25 protein-coding genes are annotated in these 26,515 nt (G+C 72.4%); 13 read left to right on the forward strand and 12 right to left on the reverse strand.

Translation table 11 applies throughout. The features are described 5' to 3' along the window. Nucleotides 1-5: 5 nt before the first annotated feature. The 3 genes from ubiA to ABID77_RS18880 form a co-directional block, all read right to left on the reverse strand. Entirely contained in the window at nucleotides 6-896 is an 891-nt protein-coding gene (gene ubiA / locus ABID77_RS18870; RefSeq protein ID WP_429599075.1) for a 4-hydroxybenzoate octaprenyltransferase, read from the reverse strand. A 236-nt stretch (nucleotides 897-1,132) separates the two neighbouring features. Continuing rightward, complete coding sequence (locus tag ABID77_RS18875) at nucleotides 1,133-1,735, reverse strand: Dps family protein (RefSeq protein WP_429599078.1); 603 nt, start codon at nucleotides 1,733-1,735, stop codon at nucleotides 1,133-1,135. Between the two features lie 138 nt (nucleotides 1,736-1,873). Continuing rightward, on the reverse strand, nucleotides 1,874-2,842 hold the full coding sequence (locus tag ABID77_RS18880) for a LysR substrate-binding domain-containing protein (protein ID WP_429599081.1): 969 nt from the start codon (nucleotides 2,840-2,842) through the stop codon (nucleotides 1,874-1,876). 84 nt (nucleotides 2,843-2,926) lie between these two features. Between ABID77_RS18880 and ABID77_RS18885 the strand changes: the two genes are divergently transcribed. Continuing rightward, nucleotides 2,927-3,556 (forward strand): LysE family translocator, encoded by a 630-nt coding sequence (locus tag ABID77_RS18885; protein WP_429599084.1) that lies wholly within the window; start codon nucleotides 2,927-2,929, stop codon nucleotides 3,554-3,556. A 5-nt stretch (nucleotides 3,557-3,561) separates the two neighbouring features. On the opposite strand, the gene recG is transcribed toward ABID77_RS18885, so the two are convergent. Continuing rightward, nucleotides 3,562-5,769 carry an ATP-dependent DNA helicase RecG gene (recG, locus tag ABID77_RS18890; protein WP_429599294.1) on the reverse strand — a complete coding sequence of 736 codons (2,208 nt, stop codon included), beginning with the start codon at nucleotides 5,767-5,769 and terminating at the stop codon, nucleotides 3,562-3,564. After that, nucleotides 5,763-6,767 carry a TIGR01777 family oxidoreductase gene (locus ABID77_RS18895; RefSeq protein ID WP_429599088.1) on the reverse strand — a complete coding sequence of 335 codons (1,005 nt, stop codon included), beginning with the start codon at nucleotides 6,765-6,767 and terminating at the stop codon, nucleotides 5,763-5,765. The genes recG and ABID77_RS18895 overlap by 7 nt, the downstream gene beginning before the upstream one ends. Nucleotides 6,768-6,893: 126 nt before the next feature. Here ABID77_RS18895 and queA point away from each other — a divergent pair, with 126 nt between their 5' ends. Together queA and tgt are read left to right on the forward strand one after the other, a co-directional pair. Next, on the forward strand, nucleotides 6,894-7,949 hold the full coding sequence (gene queA / locus ABID77_RS18900) for a tRNA preQ1(34) S-adenosylmethionine ribosyltransferase-isomerase QueA (protein ID WP_429599091.1): 1,056 nt from the start codon (nucleotides 6,894-6,896) through the stop codon (nucleotides 7,947-7,949). Continuing rightward, nucleotides 7,943-9,115, forward strand: coding sequence for a tRNA guanosine(34) transglycosylase Tgt (tgt, locus tag ABID77_RS18905; RefSeq protein ID WP_429599094.1), 1,173 nt, complete (start codon nucleotides 7,943-7,945; stop codon nucleotides 9,113-9,115). Before queA ends, tgt begins: the two co-directional genes overlap by 7 nt. Here tgt and ABID77_RS18910 read toward each other — a convergent pair. The 5 genes from ABID77_RS18910 to ABID77_RS18930 form a co-directional block, all read right to left on the reverse strand. Then, complete coding sequence (locus ABID77_RS18910) at nucleotides 9,087-10,184, reverse strand: serine endopeptidase (protein WP_429599097.1); 1,098 nt, start codon at nucleotides 10,182-10,184, stop codon at nucleotides 9,087-9,089. The genes tgt and ABID77_RS18910 overlap by 29 nt on opposite strands. A gap of 51 nt (nucleotides 10,185-10,235) precedes the next feature. Continuing rightward, the gene (locus ABID77_RS18915) at nucleotides 10,236-11,057 is read right to left on the reverse strand and encodes a phosphatase PAP2 family protein (protein ID WP_429599100.1); all 822 of its coding nucleotides are present in this window, start codon (nucleotides 11,055-11,057) and stop codon (nucleotides 10,236-10,238) included. A 13-nt stretch (nucleotides 11,058-11,070) separates the two neighbouring features. Further along, a complete protein-coding gene (locus tag ABID77_RS18920; protein ID WP_429599296.1) occupies nucleotides 11,071-13,023 on the reverse strand; it encodes an MFS transporter in 1,953 nt (650 codons plus the stop codon). Nucleotides 13,024-13,163: 140 nt separating this feature from the next. Further along, nucleotides 13,164-14,429: an FIST signal transduction protein gene (locus ABID77_RS18925; protein ID WP_429599102.1), complete on the reverse strand. Its 1,266-nt coding sequence runs from the start codon at nucleotides 14,427-14,429 to the stop codon at nucleotides 13,164-13,166. A gap of 90 nt (nucleotides 14,430-14,519) precedes the next feature. Next, nucleotides 14,520-15,512 (reverse strand): PhaM family polyhydroxyalkanoate granule multifunctional regulatory protein, encoded by a 993-nt coding sequence (locus ABID77_RS18930; protein ID WP_429599105.1) that lies wholly within the window; start codon nucleotides 15,510-15,512, stop codon nucleotides 14,520-14,522. 97 nt (nucleotides 15,513-15,609) lie between these two features. Between ABID77_RS18930 and ABID77_RS18935 the strand changes: the two genes are divergently transcribed. Further along, nucleotides 15,610-16,029 (forward strand): VOC family protein, encoded by a 420-nt coding sequence (locus ABID77_RS18935; RefSeq protein WP_429599108.1) that lies wholly within the window; start codon nucleotides 15,610-15,612, stop codon nucleotides 16,027-16,029. 68 nt (nucleotides 16,030-16,097) lie between these two features. Then, nucleotides 16,098-16,697, forward strand: a complete 600-nt coding sequence (locus tag ABID77_RS18940) for a MarC family protein (protein WP_429599110.1) — start codon at nucleotides 16,098-16,100, stop codon at nucleotides 16,695-16,697. A 12-nt stretch (nucleotides 16,698-16,709) separates the two neighbouring features. On the opposite strand, the gene ABID77_RS18945 is transcribed toward ABID77_RS18940, so the two are convergent. Next, a complete protein-coding gene (locus ABID77_RS18945; protein WP_429599113.1) occupies nucleotides 16,710-17,735 on the reverse strand; it encodes a fumarylacetoacetate hydrolase family protein in 1,026 nt (341 codons plus the stop codon). 210 nt (nucleotides 17,736-17,945) lie between these two features. On the opposite strand from ABID77_RS18945, the gene ABID77_RS18950 reads away from it, so the two are divergent. The 3 genes from ABID77_RS18950 to ABID77_RS18960 all read left to right on the forward strand — a co-directional run bounded on the left by ABID77_RS18950 (nucleotide 17,946) and on the right by ABID77_RS18960 (nucleotide 20,537). Further along, complete coding sequence (locus tag ABID77_RS18950; protein WP_429599116.1) at nucleotides 17,946-19,265, forward strand: DUF3108 domain-containing protein; 1,320 nt, start codon at nucleotides 17,946-17,948, stop codon at nucleotides 19,263-19,265. Nucleotides 19,266-19,393: 128 nt separating this feature from the next. Continuing rightward, nucleotides 19,394-19,672, forward strand: a complete 279-nt coding sequence (locus ABID77_RS18955; protein ID WP_429599298.1) for a BTH_I0359 family protein — start codon at nucleotides 19,394-19,396, stop codon at nucleotides 19,670-19,672. A gap of 10 nt (nucleotides 19,673-19,682) precedes the next feature. Further along, complete coding sequence (locus tag ABID77_RS18960) at nucleotides 19,683-20,537, forward strand: ChaN family lipoprotein (protein ID WP_429599119.1); 855 nt, start codon at nucleotides 19,683-19,685, stop codon at nucleotides 20,535-20,537. A gap of 25 nt (nucleotides 20,538-20,562) precedes the next feature. Here the strand turns inward: ABID77_RS18960 and ABID77_RS18965 are convergent, their stop codons facing one another. Beyond that, on the reverse strand, nucleotides 20,563-21,894 hold the full coding sequence (locus tag ABID77_RS18965) for an aminotransferase class III-fold pyridoxal phosphate-dependent enzyme (RefSeq protein WP_429599122.1): 1,332 nt from the start codon (nucleotides 21,892-21,894) through the stop codon (nucleotides 20,563-20,565). An 80-nt stretch (nucleotides 21,895-21,974) separates the two neighbouring features. Here ABID77_RS18965 and purU point away from each other — a divergent pair, with 80 nt between their 5' ends. Genes purU through rocF form a run of 5 tightly spaced genes read left to right on the forward strand, consistent with a single transcriptional unit; the run spans nucleotide 21,975 to nucleotide 26,495 of the window. After that, nucleotides 21,975-22,823: a formyltetrahydrofolate deformylase gene (gene purU / locus ABID77_RS18970; protein WP_429599125.1), complete on the forward strand. Its 849-nt coding sequence runs from the start codon at nucleotides 21,975-21,977 to the stop codon at nucleotides 22,821-22,823. Nucleotides 22,824-22,870: 47 nt separating this feature from the next. After that, nucleotides 22,871-24,376, forward strand: a complete 1,506-nt coding sequence (locus ABID77_RS18975; RefSeq protein ID WP_429599128.1) for an FAD-linked oxidase C-terminal domain-containing protein — start codon at nucleotides 22,871-22,873, stop codon at nucleotides 24,374-24,376. Between the two features lie 16 nt (nucleotides 24,377-24,392). Then, a complete protein-coding gene (locus ABID77_RS18980) occupies nucleotides 24,393-24,755 on the forward strand; it encodes a CidA/LrgA family protein (RefSeq protein WP_429599130.1) in 363 nt (120 codons plus the stop codon). Between the two features lie 4 nt (nucleotides 24,756-24,759). Continuing rightward, a complete protein-coding gene (locus ABID77_RS18985) occupies nucleotides 24,760-25,485 on the forward strand; it encodes an LrgB family protein (RefSeq protein ID WP_429599133.1) in 726 nt (241 codons plus the stop codon). A gap of 59 nt (nucleotides 25,486-25,544) precedes the next feature. Next, nucleotides 25,545-26,495: an arginase gene (gene rocF, locus ABID77_RS18990; protein ID WP_429599135.1), complete on the forward strand. Its 951-nt coding sequence runs from the start codon at nucleotides 25,545-25,547 to the stop codon at nucleotides 26,493-26,495. Nucleotides 26,496-26,515: the final 20 nt, after the last annotated feature.

Raw genomic sequence — 26,515 nt, forward strand, 5'->3', positions numbered from 1 at the left:
CGTGGTCAGCGCAGCGCGAAGCCGGCCACGACGCCCGCGAAGACCGCGAATCCCAGCCAGTGGTTGAGGCGGAAGGCCTTGAAGCAGCCCTCGCGCGTGCGGTCGCGGATCAGCCGCCAGTGCCAGATCGCCTGGAACGCCGCGACGCCGATCCCGATCAGCAGCGGCACGCCCAGCCCGGCGCGCAGCCCGCAAACGCCCCAGAGCAGCAGGAACGCGGCGTAGCACAGCATCACCGCCGCCACGTCGAAACGGCCGAAGGTGATGGCCGAGGTCTTCATGCCGATCCGCAGGTCGTCGTCGCGGTCGACCATCGCGTACTCGGTGTCGTAGGCCAGCACCCAGGCCAGGTTGCCGACCAAGAGGGCCCAGCCGTACGCCGGCACCCGCGCCAGGGCCTCGCGCATCGGCACGTCCGGCCCGCCCGCGGCGCAGAAGGCCATCGGGATGCCGATCGAGAACGCCACCCCCAGCACCGCCTGCGGCAGCGACACGAACCGCTTGGCGAAGGGATAGGCCAGCGTCACCGCCAGCCCGGCGAAGGACCAGGCGATCACCGCCGCGTTCGTCGTCAGCGCGAGGCCGAAGGCCGCCAGCGCGAGCACGGCGCCCAGTCCCAGCGCCTCGCGGGTGGAGACGGCGCCGCTCGTCACCGGCCGCTGCGCCGTGCGCTTGACGTGCCGGTCGAAGTCGCGGTCGGCGACGTCGTTGACGCAGCACCCGGCGCTGCGCATCAGGATCGTGCCGAGCACGAACACCGCCAGCAGGTGCCAGCCCGGCCACCCGCCCGCCGCGAACCACAGCGCCCCCAGCGTCGGCCACAGCAGCAGCAGCCACCCGGCCGGCCGGTTCCAGCGGATCAGATCGAGGTACAGCGCGACGCGACCGCGGGCCATGGTCGAAGCTCCAAACGAAAAGAGCGGCATTGTGCCGCTCGGTGTGGAAGTCGCACCGGAGGTCATCGGCTGCTCCGCCGGAGCATCGATGCAAGCACCCGACCCACCTTCAGCGACGCGAAGCGAGCCACCCCGCGCCAGGGACACCGTGGAACCGGCTCCGCCGGGCCACCGGTGTCGCCCCCTGCAAGGGGGTTGGCGAAGCGACACGCAGTGCGCGAAGACTGGGGGTGTGCTTACTCCTCCAGAAGCGAGCGCAGCATCCAGGCCGTCTGGTCGTGCACCGTGCAGCGCGCGGTCAGCATGTCGGCCGTCGGGTCGTCGCCGGCCTCCTCCGCCACGGGGATGAACTCGCGCGCGATGCGCGAGACGGTCTCGTGGCCCTTGACCAGGATGCGCACCATCTCCATCGCCTTGGGCGGGCTCTGGGGGACGTCGGGCACGGTGGCGATCTTGCTGAACTCGGCGTACGAGCCGGGCGCGTAGTGGCCCAGGGCGCGGATGCGCTCGGCGATGACGTCGGTCGAGTTCCACAGCTCGGTGTACTGGTCCATGAACATCGCGTGGAGCGAGTTGAAATGCGGACCGGTGACGTTCCAGTGGAAGTTGTGGGTCGTGAGGTAGAGCGTGTAGGTGTCGGCCAGCACGCGGCTGAGGCCCTCGGCGATGGCGGCGCGGTCCTGGCGCTCGATGCCGATGTTGATGATGGGCGAGTTGCGGCCGCCGGACTCCTGCGAGACCGGCACCTCGCCCTTGGTGGGCACGGTGCCTTCGCCGGCGCTGGGCGCCTCGAAGGTCGACTTGATTTTCTTCACGGATTTACCGTTTTCCTTGGCCATGACGAGGAGTCCTTCAGACAGGGGTTGATGAGGTTGAACGGGGAGGATCGGGGATCGGCGCCGCACCACGCGGGCGAGCGATCCCGGGGATCGGACGCTGGATGGTGGCAGCTTCGGCGCGCGATGCGTGTCGGCCAATCACGAAAGCCGCAGCACGCCCGGCAGCTCGCAGGCATAGATCGCGTTGCGCAGGGCCGCGATGGCCTCGTAGCGGGTGAAACTGCGGCGCCAGGCCAGCACGACGCGCCGGGTCGGTGGCGCGCGCCCCTGGCCGTCGTCGACGGGGAGGTAACGCACCATCGCCGGCTCGGCCTCGCCGCGCCCCTTGGCCCGGGGCTTCATGGCCTCGGGCGGCACCGACAGCCGCGGCACCAGCGTCACGCCCATGCCCGAGGCGACCATGTGCTTGATGGTCTCCAGCGACGAGCCCTCGAAGCTCTTGCGGATGCCCTCGGCGTTGCTGGAGAAGCGCGCGAACTCGGGGCACACCTCGAGCACGTGGTCGCGGAAGCAGTGGCCGGTGCCCAGCAGCAGCATGGTCTCGCTCTTGAGCTCGTCGGACGTGATGGACTCGCGCGCCGCCAGCGGATGGTTCGCGGGCACCACGGCGATGAAGGGCTCGTCGTAGAGCGGGGCGAGCGCCAGATTGGTGTCGGGGAAGGGCTCGGCCATGATGGCGCAGTCGATCTCGCCGGCGCGCAGCATCTCCAGCAGCTTGGCGGTGAAGTGCTCCTGCAGCATCAAGGGCATCTGCGGCGTGCGCGCGATGTTCTGGCGCACCAGGTCGGGCAGCAGGTACGGACCGATGGTGTAGATGATCCCGAGGTTCAGGGCGCCCGAGAGCGGGTCCTTGCCGCGCTTGGCGATCTCCTTGATGCTGGCCGCCTGTTCGAGCACGCTCTGGGCCTGCTGCACGATCTGGCCCCCCAGCGGCGTGACCGTGACCTCGGTGGCGCTGCGCTCGAACAGCTTCACCTCCAGCTCGTCCTCCAGCTTCTTGATCGCCACCGACAGCGTCGGCTGCGAGACGTGGCAGGCTTCCGCCGCCTTGCCGAAATGCCGCTCCCGGGCGACCGCGACGATGTATTTGAGTTCGGTGAGGGTCATGTCTCGGCAGAATTATGCGCAGTCCGGGATCGCCCCTTCGCGCTTTCCGTCTCTTCCGTGAACGGCTTCGCCGCCCATCCCGCCATGACCCTGTCCGCCTACCTGCTCTACCTGCCGGCCTGCTTCGCGCTGAACATGGCCTTCGGCCCCAACAACCTGCTGTCCGTCACCAACTGCGCGCGCCACGGCGTGGGCGTCGCGGTGCTGGCGGCGAGCGGCCGCCTGGCGGCCTTCGCGCTGATGATCGCCATCGCCGGGCTGGGCATGGGCGCCGTGCTGGCGGCCTCCGAGATCGCGTTCAACGCCCTCAAGTGGTTGGGCGCGGCCTATCTGGTGTGGATCGGCGTGCGGCTGCTGCGCGCGCCGGCCCCGGCGATGGGGGCCGCCGCCACGGCCGGCGCGGCGCCGCCCTCGCCCCGGACGCTGGCCCGGCAGGAGTTCACCGTGGCCATCGGCAACCCCAAGGCGATCCTGATCTTCACCGCCTTCCTGCCGCAGTTCGTCGCACCCGGGGCCTATGCCGCGAGCTACCTGCTGCTGGGCGCGACCTTCCTCGTGCTGGAGACGGTCGCGATCGCGCTGTACGCGCTGCTCGGCGCGCGCATGCGCACGCTGGCGCGGGGCGGCCGCGCGATGCGCTGGTTCAACCGCGCGAGCGGCGGCACGATGATCGGCTTCGGCCTGCTCCTGGCTTTCGCCCGCCGGCCGGCCTGAGGTTTTCAGGCCTTGAGGTACTGCGCCTTGCCGCCGAGCCAGCGCTCGACGTGGCGCTGCGCCAGCTCGGGGTCGCGGTCGAGCATCCTCGGCGCGAGTTCGCGTGCCCAGTCGAGCAGCAGCGCGTCGTCGTCGAGATCGGCGAAGCGCAGCAGCGGCGCGCCGGACTGCTTGGCGCCGAGGAATTCGCCGGGGCCGCGGATCTCCAGGTCGCGCCGGGCGATCTCGAAGCCGTCGCCGGTCTCGGCCATCGCCTTGAGGCGCGCGCGCGCCGTCTCGCCGACGCGGCCGGCCTCGTTGGGCGCGTAGAGCAGCACGCAGGCCGACGCCGCCGCGCCGCGCCCGACGCGCCCGCGCAGCTGGTGGAGCTGCGACAGGCCGAAGCGCTCGGCATGCTCGATCACCATCAGCGAGGCGTTGGGCACGTCCACGCCGACCTCGATCACGGTGGTGCTCACCAGCACCTGGACCGCGTTGACGGTGAAGCGCGCCATCACCTCCTGCTTCTCGGGCGTGGGCATGCGCGAGTGCAGCAGGCCGACCTCGACGCCCTCCCCCAGCATCCCGGCGAGTTCGTCGCGCGTCTCGGTGGCGTTACGCAGGTCGACGGCCTCGCTCTCCTCGATCAGCGGACAGACCCAGTAGACCTGTCGGCCCTGCGCGAGCTGCGAGCGGATGCGCCCGACGACCTCGTCGCGCCGGTGCTCGGCCACCAGCTTGGTGACGATGGGCGTGCGCCCGGGCGGCAGCTCGTCGAGCGTGGAGACGTCGAGGTCGGCGTAGTAGCTCATCGCCAGGGTGCGCGGGATGGGCGTGGCGCTCATCATCAGCAGGTGCGGCTCCAGCGCGACGGCGGCGGCCCCCGGGGTGGCACCGGGCGCGGGTTCGAGCGCCGCCTTGCCGCGCAAGGCCAGGCGCTGCGCGACGCCGAAGCGGTGCTGCTCGTCGATGATCGCCAGCCCCAGGCGGGCGAAGCGCGTCTTCTCCGAGATGACGGCGTGCGTGCCGATCACCAGGGCCGCCTCGCCGCTCTCGACGGCGGCCGACATGTGGTCGCGCTCCTTCTTCTTCTGGCTGCCGGTGAGCCAGGCCACGCGCCGGCCGCGCGCGGCCAGCAGCGGGTCGAGCCAGCCGACGAGCTTGCCGAAGTGCTGGGCCGCGAGGATCTCGGTGGGCGCCATCAGCGCGCACTGGAAGCCGGCGTCGATGGCGCGCGCCGCCGCCAGCGCCGCCACCACCGTCTTGCCGGAGCCGACGTCGCCCTGCAGCAGGCGGTGCATCGGCACCTCGCGCGCCAGGTCGGCCGTGATCTCCGCGCCGACGCGCCGCTGCGCGCCCGTCAGGCCGAACGGCAGCACGGCCAGCAGCTGCGCATGCAGCGAATCGCCGGCCGCCGACGGCGCCAGTGCCGGCGCGCGCTGCGCGGCCCGCTCGCGCCGGGCCTGCCACTGCGACAGCTGCTGGGCCAGCAGTTCCTCGGCCTTCAGTCGCTGCCAGGCCGGATGGCTGCGGTCCTCCAGCGCGGCGATGGAGACGTCGGGCGCCGGATAGTGCAGGAAGTGCAGGGCCTGACTCAGGTCCCAGGCGTTCTCCAGCGCGGCCCAGGACGGCACGGTCTCGTCGAGCCGCGCGCGCGCCAGACCGGCGCGCACCTCGCGCCGGAGCATCGGCTGGGCGAGGCCGGCGACCGTCGGATAGACCGGCGTGAGCGCCTCGGGCAGCGCGGTGCCGGCGGCCTTGACGGCCGGATGCATCATCTGCCGCCCGAGGAAGCCGCCGCGCACCTCGCCGCGCACCCGCACCCGGGCGCCGACGGCAAGCTGGGCCTGCAGCGACGGGTAGAAGTTGAAGAAGCGCAACTGGCAGGTGTCGCTGCCGTCGTCGACCATCACGATCAGCTGCCGGCGCGGCCGCCAGCTGACCTCGCTGTGGGTCACCACGGCCTCGATCTGGGCCACGTCGCCGTCGTGCACGTCGGCCAGGCGGACGATGCGCGTCTCGTCCTCGTAGCGCATCGGCAGGTAGAGGGCGAAGTCGATGTCGCGCACCAGGCCGAGCTTGCGCAGCGCGCGCTGGGCCGGGCTCGGTCCGGTACCGGGCGGTGTCGGGCGCGCGGCGGGCGCCGGAGCACCTGGCGGAGCGACGGCCGGGCCGGTGGCCGGCGCCGAGGCCCGGGGGGGAGAGGAAGCGGACGCGGGCGGCACGTTCAGCAGAGGTCCTGCAGGGCGCTGCGCGCATCGGGGAAGCGGAAGCGGAAGCCGGTGGCCAGCAGATGCGCCGGCGCGACGCGCTGGCCTTCGAGCAGGATGTCGGCCTGCTCGCCGAGCGCCAGGCGCACCGGCGCGGCCGGCGTCGGCAGCCAGAACGGCCGGTGCAGCACGGCCGCGGCGGTGCGCATGAAATCCTCCTGCGACAGCGCTCCCGGGGCCGTGAAGTTGTAGACCTGCGGCGACGCCGCGCCGCCCGCCGGCACGGCGGCGAGGTTCCACACGTGCGCCATGCCGCGCACGACGTCCCGCACGTGCACCCACGACAGCGTCTGCCGGCCGGTGCCCAGGCGCCCGCCCACGCCCAGGCGCACCGGCAGCAGCAATCTGGGCAGCGAGCCCCCGTGGCCCATGACGAAGCCGAAGCGCGTGAGCGCCACGCGCACGCCCAGCCGGGCGGCGGTGCCGGCGGCGGCCTCCCAGCGCTGGCACAGCCGCGACATGAAGATCGTCTGCGGCGGACTCGCCTCGGTCAGCACCGCCGGATCGTCCTGCCGCTGCACGCCGTAGTAGCCGATGGCCGAGCCGGAGATCAGCAGCCACGGCCGCTTCGGCAGCGTCTCGATCCACGCCACCAGCGTGGTCGTCAGGCCCTCGCGGCTGCGCAGCAGTTCGGCCTTGCGGCGCTCGCTCCAGCGCGGCCCGACGATCGGCGCGCCGGCCAGGTTGACCACCACGTCGACGGCCGGCGCGGCGCCCAGTTCCTCCAGCCGCGCCACGCGGCGCACGGCCGGATCGAAACGCGCGGCGGCGGGGTCGCGCGTCCACACGCTCACCAGGTGGCCGTCGGCGCGCAGTGCGGCGATGAGTTCGCGGCCGATGAAGCCGGTGCCGCCGGTCACCAGCACGTGCTGCGCCCGGGTGCCGAAGCGCGGCGGCGCGTCCGGGTCCTGCGGCGAAAAGGCCGGCGCGGCGGCCGGACGGGGGTCGGAGGGCGGAGGCATGGACCGATTCTGCCGCCATGGGAGAATCCCGAGCGCTTTTCCATCGCTTCCGGCCCTTGCCGGAACCCTCCTTTTCCCGTCCTTCCCATGCCTCCTTGGCACGGGCCCGTCCGGCCCTCAAGCACCATGCGCGCCTTCACGCTCTCCGATTTCGACTTCGCCCTGCCGCCCGACCTGGTGGCGCAGCATCCCGCCGCCGAACGCACGTCGTCCCGCCTGCTCGACGGCACGCGCGACGCGCCGGTCGACCGCGTCTTCCGCGACCTGCCCGACCTGCTGCGCGCGGGCGACCTGCTGGTCTTCAACGACACCCGCGTGGTCAAGGCGCGGCTCTTCGGCGAGAAGCCCACCGGCGGCCGGCTCGAGCTGCTGGTCGAGCGCGTGCTCGCCGACGGCGAGGTCGTCGCCCACATGAAGGTCAGCAAGAAGCCGCCCGTGGGCACCGTGCTGCGCATGGTCGGCGGCTTCACGGCCACGCTGCTCGGGCGCTGGCCGACGGACGACGGCGCCCTGTTCCGCTTCGCCTTCGCGAGCGATGCCGGCGAGGACGCCTACGCGCTCATGGCGCGCTGCGGCCACGTGCCGCTGCCGCCCTACATCGCGCACACCGACTCGGCCGACGACGAGCGCCGCTACCAGACCGTGTTCGCCCGCGTGCCCGGCGCCGTGGCGGCGCCCACCGCCGCCCTGCACTTCGACGAGGCCCTGCTGGCGCGGCTCGAGGCCGGCGGCGTGCGGCGCGCCAGCGTCACGCTGCACGTGGGCGCGGGCACCTTCCAGCCGGTGAAGACCGAGAACATCGCCGAGCACACCATGCACGCCGAGCGCTACGACGTGCCCGAGGCCACGCAGCGCGCCATCGCCGAGTGCCGGGCGCGCGGCGGCCGCGTCGTCGCCGTCGGCACGACCACCGTGCGCACCCTGGAGTCGTGGGCCGCGAGCGGCGAGGCCGCCGGCGACACGCGCATCTTCATCACCCCGGGCTTCGCGTTCCGCCACGTCGACCTGCTGCTGACCAACTTCCACCTGCCCAAGAGCACCTTGATGATGCTGGTCAGCGCCCTGGCGGGGTACGAGCGCGTGATGGCGCTCTACGCCCACGCCATCGCCCACCGCTACCGGTTCTTCAGCTATGGCGATGCCATGCTGCTGGAACGCACCTCCCGAGACGCCACATGCTGAATTTCGACCTCCTCGCCACCGACCCCACGAGCCACGCCCGGCGCGGCACGCTCACGCTCAACCACGGCGTGGTGCAGACGCCGATCTTCATGCCCGTGGGCACCTACGGCACCGTCAAGGGCGTGATGCCGCGCAGCCTCGAGGAGATGGGCGCGCAGATCATCCTGGGCAACACCTTCCACCTCTGGATGCGCCCCGGCCTCGACGTCATGGCGGGCTTCGGCGGGCTGCACGCGTTCGAGAAATGGGACAAGCCCATCCTCACCGACTCGGGCGGCTTCCAAGTCTGGTCGCTCGGGGCGATGCGCAAGATCAGCGAGGAAGGCGTGAAGTTCGCCTCGCCGGTCAACGGCGACAAGCTCTTCCTCACGCCCGAGGTCTCGATGCAGATCCAGACCATCCTCGACAGCGACATCGTCATGCAGTTCGACGAATGCACGCCCTACGACACCGCCGGCCACATCACCACCGAGGCCGAGGCGCGCACGTCGATGGAACTCAGCCTGCGCTGGGCGAAGCGCTGCCGCACGGAGTTCGCGCGCCTCGCGAACCGCAACGCGCTCTTCGGCATCGTGCAGGGCGGCATGTTCGAGGGCCTGCGCGAGGAGTCGCTGGCCGCGCTGGTCGAGATGGACTTCCCCGGCTACGCCATCGGCGGCGTCAGCGTGGGCGAGCCCAAGGACGAGATGCTGCGCATCATGGCCCACACGCCGCACCGGCTGCCGGCGCACAAGCCGCGCTACCTGATGGGCGTGGGCACGCCCGAGGACCTGGTGCAGGGCGTGGCCGACGGCGTCGACATGTTCGACTGCGTGATGCCGACCCGCAACGCGCGCAACGGCACGATGTTCACGCGCTTCGGCGACCTGAAGATGCGCAACGCCCGCCACAAGACCGACCCGCGGCCGGTCGACCCCAGCTGCACCTGCCACGCCTGCGCGGGCACCTCCGGCACGAGCTGGGACGACGGCGGCCGCGAGGGCTTCAGCCGCGCCTACCTGCACCACCTCGACCGCTGCGGCGAGATGCTCGGGCCGATGCTGTGCACCATCCACAACCTGCACTACTACCTCAACCTGATGCGCGAGGTCCGCGAGGCGCTCGACGCCGGGCGCTTCGCCGAGTTCCGGCTGCGCTTCAGACAGGACCGGGCGCGCGGGGTCTGACGCCGGCCGCGGCCTCGTCGTCCTCGCGCGGCACGGCCTGGGCGGCGGTGCCGCAGGCGTGGCAGAACTTCGAGAACGCGCTCTTGCGCGTGCCGCACACGCCGCAGCGGTCGTGCAGGCCGATACCGCAGTGCGGGCAGAAGTCGATCGCCGGGTTCTTCAGGTCGACCGGCCGTTCGCAGCCCGGGCACATGCCCTGGCCCAGCCGCACCAGCGCGGTGTCGTAGCTCAGTTCCTCGCGCCGGACGACGTCGGGCCGGGTCTCGGCCAGCTTCTGGCGCTCCAGGTAGCGGTTGAGCGCCACGATGGCGTAGCGCCCGACCAGCACCGTGACCACGATGCCGACGGCGTAGCGCACGTAGCCGCCGTAGCTCGGCAGGTAGGGCACCAGCTCGACGAAGAAGGCGAACAATGCGAAGAAGACGAAGCCCCAGACGAAGGGCCAGTACGTGCTCCGGCGGTGGCGGGCGAACAGCCAGCCGGCGACGACCAGCAACGGCAGCGTCAGCGCGAGCCGGTAGCCGAACACGCGCAGCTCGGCGCGGCGCTGGGCGTCGTCGAGCTGTTTCTGCGCCGCCTGCTCCAGCACGTCGAGACGTTGCCGGGCGTCCTCCTGCGCCTGCCGGGCGTCGAGCGCGGCTTGGCGCGGCGCGGCGACGCGCTGCTGGGCGGCCTCCTCGGCGTCCTTCAGCGCATCGAGCGCGCGGGTGCGCTCGATCAGCTCCGCGTCCTGCGCGGGCAGCGCGGTGGCGCGCCGCGTCGCGAGCCAGTTGCCGAAGGTCTCGCGCGCGTTGGCGCTGGCCCGCGCGGCGGCGTCGTGGGCGAGCTGCGCCTGTTCCTCCTCGCGCGCCGCGCGGCGCTCGACGGCCTCGGCCCGCTGGATCGCGGCGCGCAGCGGCACGGCGGCGGCGCGATCGACGAAGTCGTCGAGCTGCAGCGTGCGCTCGACCTGCGGCAGGTCGCCCACCACGGTGCCGCCCAGGCCGATCAGGAAACCGGCGAACACCACCGCCACCGCCCACAGGCCGCGGCGGAACCATTTCTCCGACAGTCGCAAGGACTTGCTCATCGGTCGTCACCTCCCCTTTCGAATGTCCGGCCGGCTCGACGTCGTCCGGCTTCAGCCGCCAGGCAGCGCCGGGACGCGTGGCGGTCCCGCGCGGGGCGCGTCGACGCTGCCGCGCGTGCCGCCGCGCTCGGGGCCGAACAGGTCCATGCGCTTGAACGGCCGGTCGATGCCGGCCAGGCGCATCGCGATGCGTTCGAGCAGCTGGTGCGTGGGCGCCGGCGCGTCCGGCCCGAAGAAGGCCAGCGGCACCAGCAGGACCAGCAACAGCGCCGGATGCGCGCGCGGCGGCCGCGTCCGGCGCCAGACGAGGGCCAGGAACACCGTGCTCGCGACGAGGCCGACCAGGAAGCCGGTCGCCACTTCCGAGATCGAATGCGCGCGCAGCGCCAGGCGCGAGATGCCGATGGCGCCGCCCAGCGCCCAGCCGGCCAGCACGGCGACACGGCGCAGCCGCTCTTCGCCCCGGTCCGCGACGGTGCCGCCGACACCGGGCTGCGCGCCCCCTGGCACCGCACCGACCGGCCGCGGATGACGCCGCTGCCAGGCCGTCGCCATCAGCCACAGCGCGACCGGCCACAGCGCGGTGCCGATCGCGGTGTGGCCGCTGAAGCCCGTGAAGTTGAAGCGCGCGCTGCCGATGCCCCACCCCATGAAGGCCAGCTTCGAGGCCATCACCGCCAGCCCGCACGCCCCGAACACCACGCACCACGTCAGCGCCGGCCGGCGCAGGCCGTGGCCCACGCGCAGCAGCACCAGCGCGACGAACACCGCCACCGGCAGCAGCAGGCCGCTGTCGCCCAGCCACGTGAGCATCCGCCAGGCCTCCAGCGGCACCCGACCCCATACACCCTGCAAAGCATTGCCCAAACTCATCCGTCCTTTTCCGTCATGTCGCGAGCAGGCGGCTCACGCGATCGCGCAGCGATTCCGGCCGCACGTCCTGGGCGCGCACGGGCGCACCGACGTGGAGCCCGACGCGGTTGAAGAGGCCGCGCCGGAACGGCCGGGCCATGGCGACGTGCCGGCCGTCGCGCACCTCGATGCGGCTGAAATACGAGCCCCACAGGTCGGTGAGCGCCATCGGCACCACCGGCACGTCCAGGCCGTCGGCGCGCGCCGCGGCCAGGATCTTCATCACGCCGCCCTTGAAAGGCTGCAGCGTGCCGTCGGAGGTGATGGCGCCCTCGGGGAAGATGGCCAGCAGATCGCCCGCGCGCAGCACCTGGGCGGCCTGGACGAAGGCGCGCTCGTAGGCCGCGGCGTCCTCGTGCCGGGAGGCCACCGGGATGGCCTTGGCCAGCCGGAACAGTGCGCCCAGCACCGGCACGTTGAAGATGCGGTGGTCCATGACGAAGCGGATCGGCCGCGGGCTCGCCGCCATCAGCAGCACGGCGTCGACGAAACTCACGTGGTTGCACACCAGCACCGCCGGGCCCTCGGCCGGGATGTGCTGAGCGCCGCGGATGCGGAAGCGGTAGACCCCGCGCGAGGCCACCCACGAGACGAAGCGCAGCAGGTATTCCGGCACCAGCAGGAAGATGTAGAGCGCCACCGCCGCGTTGGCGATGCCGGTGAACAGGAACACCTGCGTGATGCCGAAGCCCGCCGCGAGCAGCGCGCCGGCGATGAGCGCGCTGGCGATCATGAACAGCGCGTTGAGGATGTTGTTGGCCGCGATGACGCGCGCGCGGTGCGTCGGCGGGCTGCGCAGCTGGATCAGCGCGTACATCGGCACGCTGTAGAGCCCGGCGAACAGCGACAGCAGCGACAGGTCGGCCATCACGCGCCAATGCGCCGGCCGGGCGACGAAGTCGAGCAGGCCGAAGGTGCCGTGCGGCGGCAGGCCGCGCGCGGCGAAGTAGAGGTCGATGGCGAACACGCTCATGCCGATGGCGCCCAGCGGCACCAGGCCGATCTCCACCTGCCTGCGGCCCAGGACCTCGCACAGCAGGGCGCCGGTGCCGATGCCCACCGAGAACAGCACCAGCAGCAGCGAGGCGACCCGCTCGTCGCCGTGCAGGACGTCCTTGGCGAAGCTGGGGAACTGGGCGAGGAAGACGGCGCCGAAGAACCACATCCAGGAGATGCCCAGCAGAGAGCGGAACACCACCACGTTGCGCCGCGCGAGCGCCAGGTTGCGCCAGGTCTCGACGAACGGATTCCAGTTGACCACCAGCCCGGGATCGGTCGCCGTCGATCGCGGGATGCGTTGCGCCACCGCGCGGCCGGCCAGCGCCAGCAGCACGCAGGCCGCCGCCACGGCGCCGTGGCCGATCTGCGGCAGCGCCACCAGCAGGCCGCCGGCGACCTGGCCGAGCAGGATGGCGACGAAGGTGCCCATCTCCACCATGCCGTTGCCGCCGGTGAGTTCGCGCGCGTCGAGCACCTGCGGCAGGTAGGCGAACTTGACCGGGCCGAACAATGTCGAGTGCAGCCCCATCAGGAACACGCAGCCCAGCAGCACGGCCGCGTCGGCGCGCAGGAAGCCCCAGGCGGCCAGGGCCATCACGGCGATCTCCAGGTCCTTCACGCGCCGCATCAGGCGGGTCTTGTCGTGCTTGTCGGCGAGCTGGCCGGCGGTGGCCGAGAACAGCAAGAACGGCAGGATGAACACGGCACCGATGGCCAGCCCCGCCATCGCCGGCGGCATCCAGGACAGCCGGAGCTGGTAGGTCACCATCACGGTGAAGGCGAACTTGAACAGGTTGTCGTTGGCCGCGCCGGCGAACTGGGTCCAGAAGAACGGGGCGAAGCGCCGCTCGCGCAGGAGCGCGAACTGGCCGGCGTGCGGCACGGGGTCGACGGACGCCGAGAGGCCCGGCGCCGCATGGGAAGGCACGCGTTCGGAACGGTCGGCGGAAGCCAGGCGGGAGGAGTCGGGCGGCATCATGGCAATGTCGTTCCGGAGCGGGGAAGGCGGAGGGGAAGCGCCGGCAGCGGCGCCGACGGCCGCTGGATTCTGCCGGTCGCCGGAACGCCTCAATCGCCGACGAACACCGTCAGAACGCCCGTGTAGCCATAAATGTGGTGGCGCGCGATCTCGCCGGCGGCGAAGAAGCCCACCAGCGGCACGTCGCCCAGGGCGTGGCGCACGATCTGCATCTCGGCGTTGGGCGCGCCGAAATGCGGCCCGCCGCGCCCGGAGCAGCTCACGTAGACCGCGCCGGCGATGCGCCGCGCCGGGTGGGGCGCCGCCTCGGCCTCGCCGGCGGCGACGGCGCGCGCCGTCGCCAGGGTCTGCTCCTCGGGCTCGAGTTCCTCGCGGATCTCGGCGCAGATGCGCATCAGGTCGGCGCGCGCGGCCTGCGCGCTGCGGCGCACGAAGCTCAGGCGCATGCCGGCCTCCGCGACGTTGGCGATAGCCACGCCGTGGCGGTTCGGGTCCAGGCCGATGATGTGGCGCACCAGCACGTCGGCGCCCAGGTCGCCCGTGCGGCGGATGCCGTCGCTGCCGGCGTCGACCAGGCCCACCAGCGTCGCGCGCACGGCGTCGACCGCCTGCTGCGGCTCGTCGAGGCTGACGCCCAGGTCGGCCAGCAGCACGTCGAGCGCGGGTTCGCCGTCGAGCCCGAGCAGCAGGTTGCCGTCGGCCTCGGTGATGGTGCGCTCGCGCGAGACCGGCTGGCAGCCCTGCGTGACGCGCGAGACCAGCCGCACCCCCTCGCCGAAGACCACGCCCGACAGGCCGCCGGAGAACACCCCGCCGGCCGCGCCGTGGCCGCGGATGTTGCCGTTGCCGCCGACGGCGAACTGCAACGTCCGGCCCCGGCTGGAGGACAGGCCGCCGAACAGGTAGCCGGTGTCGGTGCGCGCGGCCATCTCGCCGACCAGCTCGGCCAGCTCGGGCGTGGCCGGGTCGGCGTGGACCAGCGCGGTGTGCGACTCGAAGCCCGTCATCTCGGAATTGCCCAGCGGCGCGACGCCGGAGAACACGCGGTACTGGTCGCTCGGCAGCGCGCACAGCATCAGGGTCAGGGCCGGCTCGTCGAAGTACTCGGCGTTGTTGGCCGCCACGCCGACGCCGACGGTGCCCGACCAGTCGGTGATCTCGGGCAGCTCGGCGCCCAGGTGGTCGAGGATCTCCTGCGCGTCGGCGGCGTAGTGGTCGGTGATGTAGAGCAGGCCCAGCGTGGGCGCGTGGGCGTAGTCGGCCAGCGCCATCTGCGCGCGCAGCTGCGCGAGGACGAGGCCGGCGGCCATGCGCCATTGCGGATGGGTGGCGTGGCCGGTGGGGAAAAGCTTCATGCGCGGGCGGGTCCGTGGAGGGCGAGGGAGGCGGTGGAAGGAAGGGATCGGCCGGGCGGCGGATGCGGCGTCCGGCGTATCGGCCCCGGGTCAGCCGCGCGACCGGCGCCCGGACGCGGGCGCGGCGGCGGACTTGCGTGGTGCCGTCTTGGCCGCGGGGCTCGCGGATCGGGCGCTCGCCGATGCCGGGGCCGCCTTGGCGCGCGAAGTGCCCGCACCGCTCGCGGAGGCGGTCTTCTTCGCGGCCGGGGACGGGCTTGCGGACGCCGCGGCCTTCGCCGTCTTGGCGGTCCCCGTCGACCCGCCGGACTTCGCGGCTCTCGGGGTCTTCGCCGGGCCGGGAGCGCTCGGCATCTGCGGCATGGCCGGCATCTGGATCTGGGCCGCGTCCCTCATGGCGGACTCGGCGATCTGCTGGAACTGCTGCGTGAGCGAACCCCACCACTGCAGCGGATCGATCACGCCGGCCATCGCGCCTGCTGCGGCGTCCTGCGCGCCGCGCGATTCCTCGGACGGCGCACCGTCGGCGCGGTCGCCGGCCGGGGCCGCGCGAGCATCGACGACGGGCTCGGCGGGTTCGGGCTCGGGCGCCTCCTCCTCGGCCTCGGCGGCGGGCGGCTGCATGGCCTCGGCCATGCGGTTGAAGAACGACGTCATGGGCGTCGCGGGCGCGGGTGCGGGCGCCTCGGGCGGCGGCGCGACCGGCGGCGTCGGCGCCGACGGCATCACGGCGGCGGTGGCCGCGTTGGCATTGCGCGTGAAGGCGTTGGCCAGGTCCTCCATGCGCACGTTCATCCCGCGCAGCGTGGACAGCGTCATCTTCTGCACCTCCAGCGCCTGGATGGTGGCCTTGAGCGCGTGGCCGTTCTGCTCGAGCCAGTACTGCACGGTCTTGAGTTCCTGGATGCGCTTGTCGACCTCCTCGACGCTGAGCGTCGGCGCCACCCAGTTCGACAGGCTCGGCAGGCCGGACACCGGACCCGCGCCCTGGCCCGGCGCGGCGGCGCCGGCCGCGAGGTTCTTCAGGAAATCGAAGCCAGGCACGAACTGGCTGAAGTCGAAGGCGGGGGTGGCGTCGCTCATGGGCATATCTCCATCGGAATTGTGTCGCCAGCTTACTCCAGGGATCGCCGCGCCGAGGATGCGGCGCCCCTGCCGGCGAGGCAGATAATCCGGCGCCATGCACAGCCTCTTCCACCTCGCCATCCACGTCCCCGACCTCGACGTCGCCCGCCGCTTCTACGGCGGCACGCTCGGCTGCGCCGAAGGGCGCAGCACCGACACCTGGGTCGACTTCGACTTCTTCGGCCACCAGATCTCGCTGCACCTGGGAGAGCCCTTCCCGACCGCGCGCACCGGCCGCGTGGACGACGTCATGGTGCCGATGCCGCACTTCGGCGTGGTGCTCGAACTGCCCGACTGGCAGGCCCTGGCCGAGCGCCTGCGCGCGGCCGGCACCGAGTTCCTGCTGGCGCCGCAGGTGCGCTTCGAGGGCCGTCCCGGCGAGCAGTGGACGATGTTCTTCCTCGACCCGTTCGGCAACCCGATCGAGGTCAAGGGCCTGCGCTCCTTCGACGCCGCCTACGCGAAGCAGGACTGAGCGACACGGCGCGGCGGCGCGCCCGCCCGCCCGTCTCCCCTCCCCGTCCCGTTCCTCCCTTTCCCGCCGTGACCTACACCTTCGCCTCGGCGACCATCCTGCTGCTGCTCATCTGCGATCCGCTGGGCAACATCCCGATCTTCGCCAACGCCCTGCGCCACGTGGCGCCCGAGCGGCGCGCGCGGGTGATCCTGCGCGAGGTGTCGATCGCCTTCGGCCTGCTGCTGGCCTTCATGTTCGTGGGCGACCGCTTCCTGCGCGTGATGGGGCTCTCGGGGCTGTCGCTGCAGATCGCCGGCGCGGTGGTGCTGTTCCTGATCGCGCTGCGGATGATCTTCCCGAACCGCGCGGCCTATCAGAACGACGACGAGCGCGAGCCATTGATCGTGCCGCTGGCGATCCCCGCGCTGGCCGGCCCGTCGGCATTGGCGACCGTGATGCTGCTGGTCTCGCAGGCCCCCGAGCGCCGCCTCGAATGGATCGCCGCCCTGAGCGTGACGATGGCCGTCTGCGCCCTGGTGCTGGTGCTCGCCGACCGCATCCAGCGCGTGATCGGCGACCGCGTGGTGCTGGCGCTGGAGCGCCTGATGGGGCTGATCCTGGTGGCGGTGTCGGTGGAGATGATGATCCGGGGGGTCAAGTCGCTCGTGATCGACCTGGGGCGCTGACGGCCCCGCCCGTCAGGCCTCCGGCAGCGGCACCTGGCCCGGGCCGGGCGCCGCGTCCGTGCCCACCACCTCCTGCTCGATCGCCCCGAACACCGAGCGCCCGTCCGGCCCCTTCGCCTCGATGCGGACGGTGTCGCCGAAGCGCATGAATTCGGTCGTCGGCCGGCCGTCGCGCAGGGTCTCGGCGGCGCGGCGCTCGGCGATGCCGGCGTGGCCGCGCGGCCAGTCGGTGCGGCCGTCCTTGCGCACGACGCCGGGGTGGCCGACCGTGCCGCCGCCCACCAGCGTGCCCGCGCGCACGGGACGCGTCGCCGCCAGCTGCGCGACGAGTTCGCCGAAGTGCCGGCGCATGTCCTCGCCGGTGTCGCACTGGCCGACCTTGCGGCCGTTCCAGACCGTCTGCAGCGTCAGGTGCGCGCGGCCGTCGCGCCAGGCGCCGCCCAGTTCGTCGGGCGTGACGGCGACCGGGCCGAAGGCCGTGGCCGGACGGCCCTGCAGTTGCAGCGCCGCGCCCCGGTCGCTCCCGGCGGCCAGCACGCGATGCAGGCGGAGGTCGTTGACCAGCAGGACGAGACGGACGCCCTCGAGCGCCTGGGCGGGCGTCGCGCCGCGCCGCACGTCGCCGGTGACGACCGCGAGCCCGGCGCCGAAATCGATGCCCATGGCCTCGCTCGCGACCTCGATCGGATGGCACGGGCCGAGCAGTTCGCCGGCGCGGGCATGCAGCATCGGCACGGCACCGTCCACGGCGCCTGTGACGTCGCCGGGCGACGGCCAGGCGCGGCCGTCGACCCGCTCGAAGGCGCGTGGCAGCGGCGCCAGGCACTGCGCGGGATCGAAGGCGAAGGCGTGGCGCGCGCGGCCGGCGTCGAGCCGGTCGGCCAGGTCCTGGAGCTGCGGGGCCATGAAGCCCCAGTCGTCGAGCACCTGCTGCAACCGGTGGGCGATGCCGGTGGCGTAGTGCGCGGTGGCGAGGTCGCGCGAGACGACGACCAGCTGGCCGTCGCGCGAGCCGTCCTGGAGGGTGGCGAGTTTCATGCGGGATGGGAAAGGGAAGCGGGAGGCGGCGACCGGGCCGGACGGACCGTGTCGGGCCAGGCGATGTCGTCGAAGCCGACCCGGGTGGCGGAGCGCCGCTGACTAAACTGGCAGCGCCGGGGAACGGGCGGCAGTGTAGCGAGATCGATCGCCATGACCGCGTCCCTCGTCGAACCGCCCATGCCACCGACCGCCCCACCCCCTTCCGACTTGGACCCGCCCGTCGACCCGGCGTCCGCCGCGACATCGGAGCGTGCGCGGCGGCGGGCCTCGTGGGGGGCGCTCGCGGCGCTGACGGCGGCGGTGGGCGCCGCGCACCTGGTGCTGCTCGGCGCGGTGCCGCTCAACGGTGGCACGGCACCGTCGCCGGTGACCGCGCGCTTCGTCGTGCGGACGATCGAGGCGCCACCCGCACCGGATGCGGTGCCGGCAGCGGCGCCCGTGGCCGAAGTGCCGCGTCCGGCCGCCGCTGCGCCGTCGCGCGAGCCGGCGCGCAAGGCGCCGACACCACCGCCCCGGGTCCGGACGCCCGCGCCGGCCGCACCGGCCCCAGCGCCGCCTCCCACGCCGTCCGTCGCCATACCCGCGTCGTCCGCCCCGGCCCCCGAGGCCACACCGTCGCCCGACGCGCCGGTCGCCGTGATCGCGGCCGCTCCCGTGCCTGGAGCGACATCGCCGGACGATGCCGCCCCGATCGCGCCGGACGCCGCCATGCCACCGAGCGCATCGGACGTCCCGGTCGATGCGTCGGCGACCCCGGCAACGACGACAGCGCCCGCGCCGGCCCTCGCGGCACCCACAGGCACGCCCGCCTCGGGCCCGCCGCCGCCCGCCGCGCCCGCCGCCTCGTCCGGGCCGACACCGGAGACCGTGCCGCTGCGCGTGCCGGCCTCCGTGCGCCTGAAGTTCGCGGTCACCGGCCAGCAGGGCGCGGTGCCGCTGCAGGGGGTGTTCGGCGAACTCGCGTGGACGCAGGAGGGCGGCGCCTACGACGCCCACCTCACGCTGCGCTTCCTGTTCAAGACCCTGCGCACGCAGCACAGCAGCGGCGTCATCGGGCCGACGGGCATCGAGCCGCTGCGCTTCTCCGACACCCGCAAGACCGAAATGGCCTCGCACTTCGTGCGCGATCGCGGCGAGGTGGTGTTCAGCAACAACGCGCCGAGCGTCGCACTGCTGCCCGGCGCGCAGGATCGCCTGAGCGTGATGCTGCAGCTCGGCGCCCTGCTCGCGGGCGACCCGGCGCGCTATCCGCAGGACGGCGCCATCGCCGTGCAGACCGTGGGATCGCGCGACGCCGACATCTGGCTCTTCAAGGTCGGTCCCGAGGAGACGCTGGTCCTGCCGATGGGCGAGATCGCGGCGCGCCGGCTGACGCGCAACGCCCGCCAGCCCTTCGACGACACCGTCGAGCTCTGGCTGGCCCCGGCCCTGGGCCACCTGCCGGTACGGATCAAGTTGACACAGCCCAACGGCGACTTCGCCGACATGCAGTTGCGCGAAGCGCCGCCAAGCGCCCTCGCGCGCTGAGGCGCACGGTGAATCTGTGTCGTTTCCTGCGCGATATCCATTGCGCGATGGCACGGCGCCTTGAAACCGGCGCATCGACAGCCACCTACATCGTCATGAACGCCATCGACATCCTCACCGGTCCCGCCATGAACATGCTCTACGACTCCGATTCGTACGTCGTCGTGCATGTGCAGCCCACCGAGGGCGAAGCGCCGATCGCGCCGCACCTGCCGGTGCTCGCGCGCCACGGCTTCGAGATCGTGGACAAGCGCTCCGGCAAGGAGGTCTACCTCGACGGCTCCTGGGCCGAACTGTTCCAGCAGCAGATCGTCGCCTGGCAGCTCAACACACCGACGCAGGAAGAGGTCGAGGACACGCTCGAGGGTTATGCCGAGTTGGCCCAGAACCCGGTGCGGGTCCACTGACCGTCGCCCGGTGCGGTCCGTCGCGCGTCCGGCCGGAGCCGGTCGGCTCCTCGCCCTGGCGATCGCGCTGGGCGGTTGCGCTTCTTCCGGTCCCGCGCCATCCGCCTTCGACGGTACGGGCGACGTCGCGCAGTTCGCACGCAGCCTGCCGGCCCTGCTGCCCACCGACATCCTGCTGATCGGCGAGCAGCACGACGCGCCGCAGCACCACGGGCTCGAACTCGCCGCCGTCGAGTCGTTGGTCGCGCGCTCGCGGCTCGCCGCCCTGGCCGTCGAGATGGCGGAGGAAGGCCATGACACCGCCGGACTCCCGCCCGCCGCGACCGAGGCGCAGGTGCGCGTCGCGCTGCGCTGGGACGAGGCCGCCTGGCCCTGGAGCGACTACGCGGCGACCGTGATGGCCGCCGTCCGCGCGGGCGTGCCGGTCGTCGGCGCCAACCTGCCGCGCTCGCGCATGAAGGACGCCATGGCCGACGTCTCGCTCGACGCGCAGCTGCCCGATGCCGCGCTCCGCGCCCAGCAGGACGCCGTGCGCGACGGCCACTGCGGTCTGCTGCCGGAGGCGCGGATCGTGCCCATGACGCGCATCCAGGTCGCGCGCGACCGCGCCATGGCGCAGGCCGCCGCCAAGGCACGCCGCCCCGGCCGCACGGTGCTGCTGATCGCCGGCGCCGCGCACGTCGACCGGCGCCAGGGCGTGCCGCAGCACCTGCCAGTCGACGTCACGGTGCGCAGCCTGCGCCTGCTCGCCGCGGCGGCCGGCGACGAAGGCGCCGCCGCGTCGACGGACCGCCACGACGCCACCTGGCGGACCCCGCCGCTGCCGGCGAAGGACTACTGCGCCGGGGTCCGGCGGCCGGGCTGACGGCGCCGCGTCTCGGAATCCGGGATCAGGCGAACTTCCGGATGGCGTCGGCCAGCGTGCCCACCAGCGTGTCGATGTGCGACTTCTCGACGATGTAGGGCGGCGCGAGGACGATCACGTCGCCGGCCGGGCGCACCAGGGCGCCGCGATGGAAGCAGTCCACGAAGATGTCGTAGGCGCGCTTGCCCGGTGCCCCGGGAATCGGCGCCAGCTCCACCGCCGCCGCCAGGCCCAGGCTGCGGATGCCGATGACGTTGGGCAGGCCGGTGAGGGCGCCGTGGAAGGCGTCGCCCAGCACCGGGCCCATCTCGCCGGCACGGGCGAACAGCTGTTCCTTCTCGAACAGGTCGAGCGTGGCGACGGCCGCCGCGCACGCCACCGGATGGCCCGAGTAGGTGTAGCCGTGGAAGAACTCCACCACGTGCTCGGGCGCGTCGGTCTTCATCATCGCGTCGTAGAGCTTGTCGCGGCAGATCACGCCGCCCAGCGGGATCACGCCGTTGGTCACGCACTTGGCGAAGTTCAGCATGTCGGGCACGACGCCGTAGAAGTCGGCGGCGAAGTTGGTGCCCATGCGGCCGAAGCCGGTGATGACCTCGTCGAAGATCAGCAGGATGCCGTGCTTGTCGCAGATCTCGCGCAGGCGCTGGAGATAGCCCTGCGGCGGCAGGTACCAGCCGGCCGAGCCGGCGATGGGCTCGACGATGATCGCGGCCACGTTGCTCGGGTCGTGCAGCGGCAGGATGCGGCTCTCCAGCTCGACCAGCGGGTCCTCGGCCCAGACCGGCTCCCGGTTGTGGATGTAGGCGTGATTCACCGGATCGTGGATGAAACGCATGTGGTCCACGCGCGGCAGGAAGGCCGAGCCGAAGGCCTTGCGGTTGCCCGGGATGCCCCCCACCGACATGCCGCCGAAGCCCACGCCGTGGTAGCCGCGCTCGCGGCCGATGAAGACGTTGCGGTGGCCCTCGCCGCGCGCGCGGTGGTAGGCCAGCGCCACCTTCAGCGAGGTGTCCGCGGCCTCGCTGCCGGAGTTGCAGAACAGCACCTTGTTGAGGTCGCCCGGCGCCAGCGCGGCGATGCGCGCGGCGGCCTCGAAGGCGCGGTCGTTGCTGACCTGGAAGGCGGTGGCGTAGTCGAGCGTGTCGAGCTGGGTCTTGATCGCGTCGTTGATCGAGCGCCGGTTGTGGCCCGCGCCCACGCACCACAGGGACGAGATGCCGTCGACGACCGTGCGGCCGTCGTGGGTGGTGAACTCCATGCCGTCGGCGGCGACGAAGACGCGCGGGTCCTTGCGGAAGGCGCGGTTGGGCGTGAAGGGCAACCACTGGTTGTCCAGGTTAAAGTCGTGGGCCATGGCGGCGTTCCTCTGCGGATGATGGGGTCGGGAAGGTCGGGCGAACGGTCATTCTGGCATCCGCGACAATCGGCCGCGCCATGACATCCGCCTACATCCTGACCCTCTCCTGCCCCGACCGCACCGGCATCGTGCACGCCGTCTCGGGCTTCCTGCTCGAACGCGGCGGCAACATCGAGGAGGCCGCGCAGTACAACGACCACGGCACCGGCCTGTTCTTCATGCGCGTGCGCTTCGCCTGCGACGCCCACGACCACGCGCAGCTGAGCGCCCAGATGGCCGAGCTCGGCCGCACCTTCGGCATGGACTGGAAGCTGCACGACGCCGCCCAGCCGATGAAGACGGTGATCCTGGTGAGCCGCGACGGCCATTGCCTGAACGACCTGCTGTTCCGCTGGAAGAGCGGCCTGCTGGCCATCGACGTGCGCGCCATCGTGTCGAACCACCGCGACTTCTACCAGCTCGCCGCCAGCTACAACGTGCCCTTCCACCACATCCCGGTGACGGCGCAGACCAAGCCCCAGGCCGAGGCCAGGCAGCTGGAGATCGTCGAGGCCGAGGGTGCCGAGCTGGTCGTGCTGGCGCGTTACATGCAGGTGCTGAGCAACGACCTGTGCGCGAAGCTGGCCGGCCGCGCCATCAACATCCACCATTCGTTCCTGCCCAGCTTCAAGGGCGCCAAGCCCTACTATCAGGCGCACGACCGCGGCGTGAAGCTGATCGGCGCCACGGCGCACTACGTGACGGCCGACCTCGACGAGGGCCCGATCATCGAGCAGGACGTGGCGCGCGCCGACCACACCGACACGGTCGAGGACCTCACCGCCCGCGGCCGCGACACCGAGAGCCAGGTGCTCGCCCGCGCCGTCAAGTGGCACAGCGAACGCCGCGTGCTGATGAACGGCCACAAGACGGTGATCTTCAAATAACACCACCGATGGCGGAGCGGCGCGCCGGGGCTTAAAGTGCGTCCACCATGAACGCCCCCGCCCTGCCCGATCAGTACGCGCTGCTGCAGCGCTCCGAACGCCAGTCGCAGATCGTCGCCGCCTTGCGATCGCACCTGCCCGCGCATGCGCTGATCTGGCACGAGGAGGACACCACGCCCTACGAGTGCGACGGCCTCACGGCCTACCGCGCGCGGCCGCTGGTGGTCGCCCTGCCCGAGACCGAGGCGCAGGTCGCCGCCGTGCTGGCGACCTGCCACGGCCTGGGCGTGCCGGTGGTGGCGCGCGGTGCCGGCACGGGCCTCTCCGGCGGCGCGATGCCCGACCCGACGGGCGTGACCATGTCGCTGGCCAAGTTCAACAAGATCCTAAAGGTCGACCCCGTCAGCCGCACGGCGGTGGTCCAGTGCGGCGTGCGCAACCTCGCCATCAGCGAGGCGGCGGCGCCCTTCAACCTCTACTACGCGCCCGACCCGTCGAGCCAGATCGCCTGCACCATCGGCGGCAACGTGGCGGAGAACTCCGGCGGCGTGCACTGCCTGAAGTACGGCCTGACGCTGCACAACGTGATGCGCGTGCGCGGCTTCACGGCCGAGGGCGAGCCGATCGAGTTCGGCGGCGAGGCGCTCGACGGCCCCGGGCTCGACCTGCTGGCGCTGGTGGTGGGCAGCGAGGGCATGCTGGCCGTCACGCTGGAGGTCACGGTCAAGCTGGTGCCCAAGCCGCAGCTCGCGCGCTGCATCATGGCCAGCTTCGACGACGTGCGGAAGGCCGGCGACGCGGTCGCCGCCGTGATCGCCGCGGGCATCATTCCGGCCGGCCTGGAGATGATGGACAAGCCCATGACGGCCGCCGTCGAAGACTTCGTGCGCGCCGGCTACGACCTCACCGCCGCGGCCATCCTGCTGTGCGAATCCGACGGCACGCCCGAGGAGGTCGAGGAGGAGATCGGCCGCATGACCGCCGTGCTGCGCGGCTGCGGCGCCACCGCCATCGCGGTCAGCCGGAACGAGGACGAGCGCCTGAAGTTCTGGAGCGGGCGCAAGAACGCGTTTCCCGCCTCGGGCCGCATCAGCCCCGACTACATGTGCCTGGACTCAACCATCCCCCGGAAGCGCCTGGCCGACATCCTGCTGGCCATCCAGCAGATGGAGATCAAGTACGACCTGCGCTGCTGCAACGTCTTCCACGCCGGCGACGGCAACCTGCACCCGCTGGTGCTGTTCGACGCCAACGACCCCGACGAGCTGCATCGCTGCGAACTCTTCGGCGCCGACATCCTGGAGACCAGCGTCGCGATGGGCGGCACCGTCTCGGGCGAGCACGGCGTGGGCGTGGAGAAGCTCAACAGCATGTGCGTGCAGTTCACGGCGGCCGAGAACGAGCTGATGTTCGGCGTCAAGCGCGCCTTCGATCCGGCCGGGATGCTCAACCCCGGCAAGGTGATCCCGACCCTGCAGCGCTGCGCCGAATACGGCCGGCAGGTCTTCCGCGCCGGCGCGCCGCAGCCCTTCGCCGACCTCCCGCGCTTCTGAACCGGCGACGCAGGCGATGAAGGGACTGCGCGGGCTGGCCTGGCTGTTGATCTTCCAGTCGATCGGCGAGCTGCTCTCGCGCGGCTTCTCGTTGCCGCTGCCCGGGCCGGTGCTGGGGCTGGTGCTGCTGCTGGTGGCGCTGCGCTTTCCGGTCGTGCGCGACCCGGTGGGCGAATGCGCGCAGTTTCTGCTCGCGCACCTGTCGCTGCTGTTCATCCCGGTGGGCGTGGGCGTGATGACGCACCTGACGCTGCTGGGCCGGTACGGCGGCCGCATGCTGCTGGTGATCGTGCTGTCGACCTGGATCGGGCTGGGCGTGACGGCGCTGGTGCTCTACGGCACGGCACGCGGCCGCGCCGGCTCCGACGACGGCGCCTGACCCCATGCCGCGCTTCGTCGAACTCTGGGTCTACCTCTCCGCCACGCCGCTGTTCGGCCTGACGGCGACCTTGGTGGTCTACATCGTCGCGCAGGCGCTCTACGCGCGGCTGGGCAACGCGCCGTGGGCCAATCCGGTGATGTGGTCGGTGATCGCCATCGCGGGCGGGCTGCTGGCCACCGGCGTCGACTACCCGACCTACTTCGCCGGAGCGCAGTTCATCCACTTCCTGCTCGGGCCGGCGGTGGTGGCGCTGGCCTGGCCGCTGTGGCTGCGCCGCGCGGAACTGCGCCGGCGCCTGGGGCGGGTGCTGCTGGCCTCGCTGCTGGGCGGGGCGGCGGCGTCGCTCTCGGCATTGGGGCTGGCCTGGGCGCTCGGGCTGCCGCACGACGTGGTGCTGTCGCTCGCGCCCAAGTCGGTGACGGCGCCGGTGGCGATGGGCATCGCCGAGAAGATCGGCGGCATCCCGGCACTGTCGGCCGTGTTCGCGGTGCTCACCGGCATGGTCGGCGCGCTGTCGGGCAAGTACCTGTTCGACCTGCTGCGCATCGGCACCACGCCCGGGGGCTGGGCCGCGCGCGGTTTCGCGCTGGGCACGGCCGCGCACGGCATCGGCGCGGCGCGCGCCCTGCACGTGAACGCCGACGCCGGCGCCTACGCCGGTCTGGCGCTGGGCCTGCAGGTGGTGCTGGCGGCATTGCTGATGCCGCTGGTCTTCCGGCTGTTCTGAGGCTCGACGCGGGCGCCGATCCGACCCGCCGTGTCGCGACCGGCTGTTAGGCTCGCCGCATGACGACACCGCCCTCGCCCCCGCCCGCCGTGACCGCGATGCCCGCCACCCTCGAACTCATCGGCGCGCCGACCGACATCGGCGCCAGCGTGCGCGGCGCCGGCATGGGCCCCGACGCGCTGCGCGTGGCCGACATCGCCGGCACCCTGGCCCGGCTGGGTTTCGGCGTCGTCGACGCGGGCAACCTCGCCGGTCCGGCCACGCCGTGGGCCAAGCCGGCCGCCGGCCTGCGCCACCTCGAGGAGACCGTGGCCTGGAACCGCGCGGTGTACGACGCGGTCGACGCCGCGCTGGGCGCCGGGCATCTGCCGGTCATGATGGGCGGCGACCACTGCCTGGCCGTGGGCTCGATCAGCGCGGTGGCCTGGCACGCGCGCCAGCGCGGCCAGAAGCTGCGCGTGCTCTGGCTCGACGCCCACACCGACGTCAACACCGAGACCACCAGCCCCAGCGGCAACCTGCACGGCATGCCGGTGGCCTGCCTGCTGGGCCACGGCCCGGCCGCGCTCACCGGCTGGAGCGGCCCGCGCGCCGCGCTGGCGCCCGAGGACATCCGCTTCATCGGCATCCGCAGCGTCGACGCCGAGGAGAAGCTGGCCATCCGCCGGCTCGGCCTAACGGTCTTCGACATGCGCCACATCGACGAGCACGGCATGCGCAACACCCTGACCGAGGCCCTGCAGGACATCGACGAGGACACCCACCTGCACGTGAGCTTCGACGTCGACTGCCTCGACCCGGCCGACGCCCCCGGCGTGGGCACCGGCGTGCGCGGCGGGCCGACCTACCGCGAGATGCAGCTATGCATGGAGATGATCGCCGACACCGGGCGGCTGCGCTCGCTCGACGTGGTGGAGGTCAACCCGGCGCTCGACGTGCGCAACCGCACCGGCGAGGTGGCGGTGGAGCTGATCGAGAGCATGCTGGGCAAGTCGACGCTGCAGCGGTGAAGGGGCGCTTCCTACGCCCG

It is taken from the genome of Variovorax sp. PvP013 (assembly GCF_050435945.1).
Classification (GTDB): domain Bacteria; phylum Pseudomonadota; class Gammaproteobacteria; order Burkholderiales; family Burkholderiaceae_C; genus Variovorax.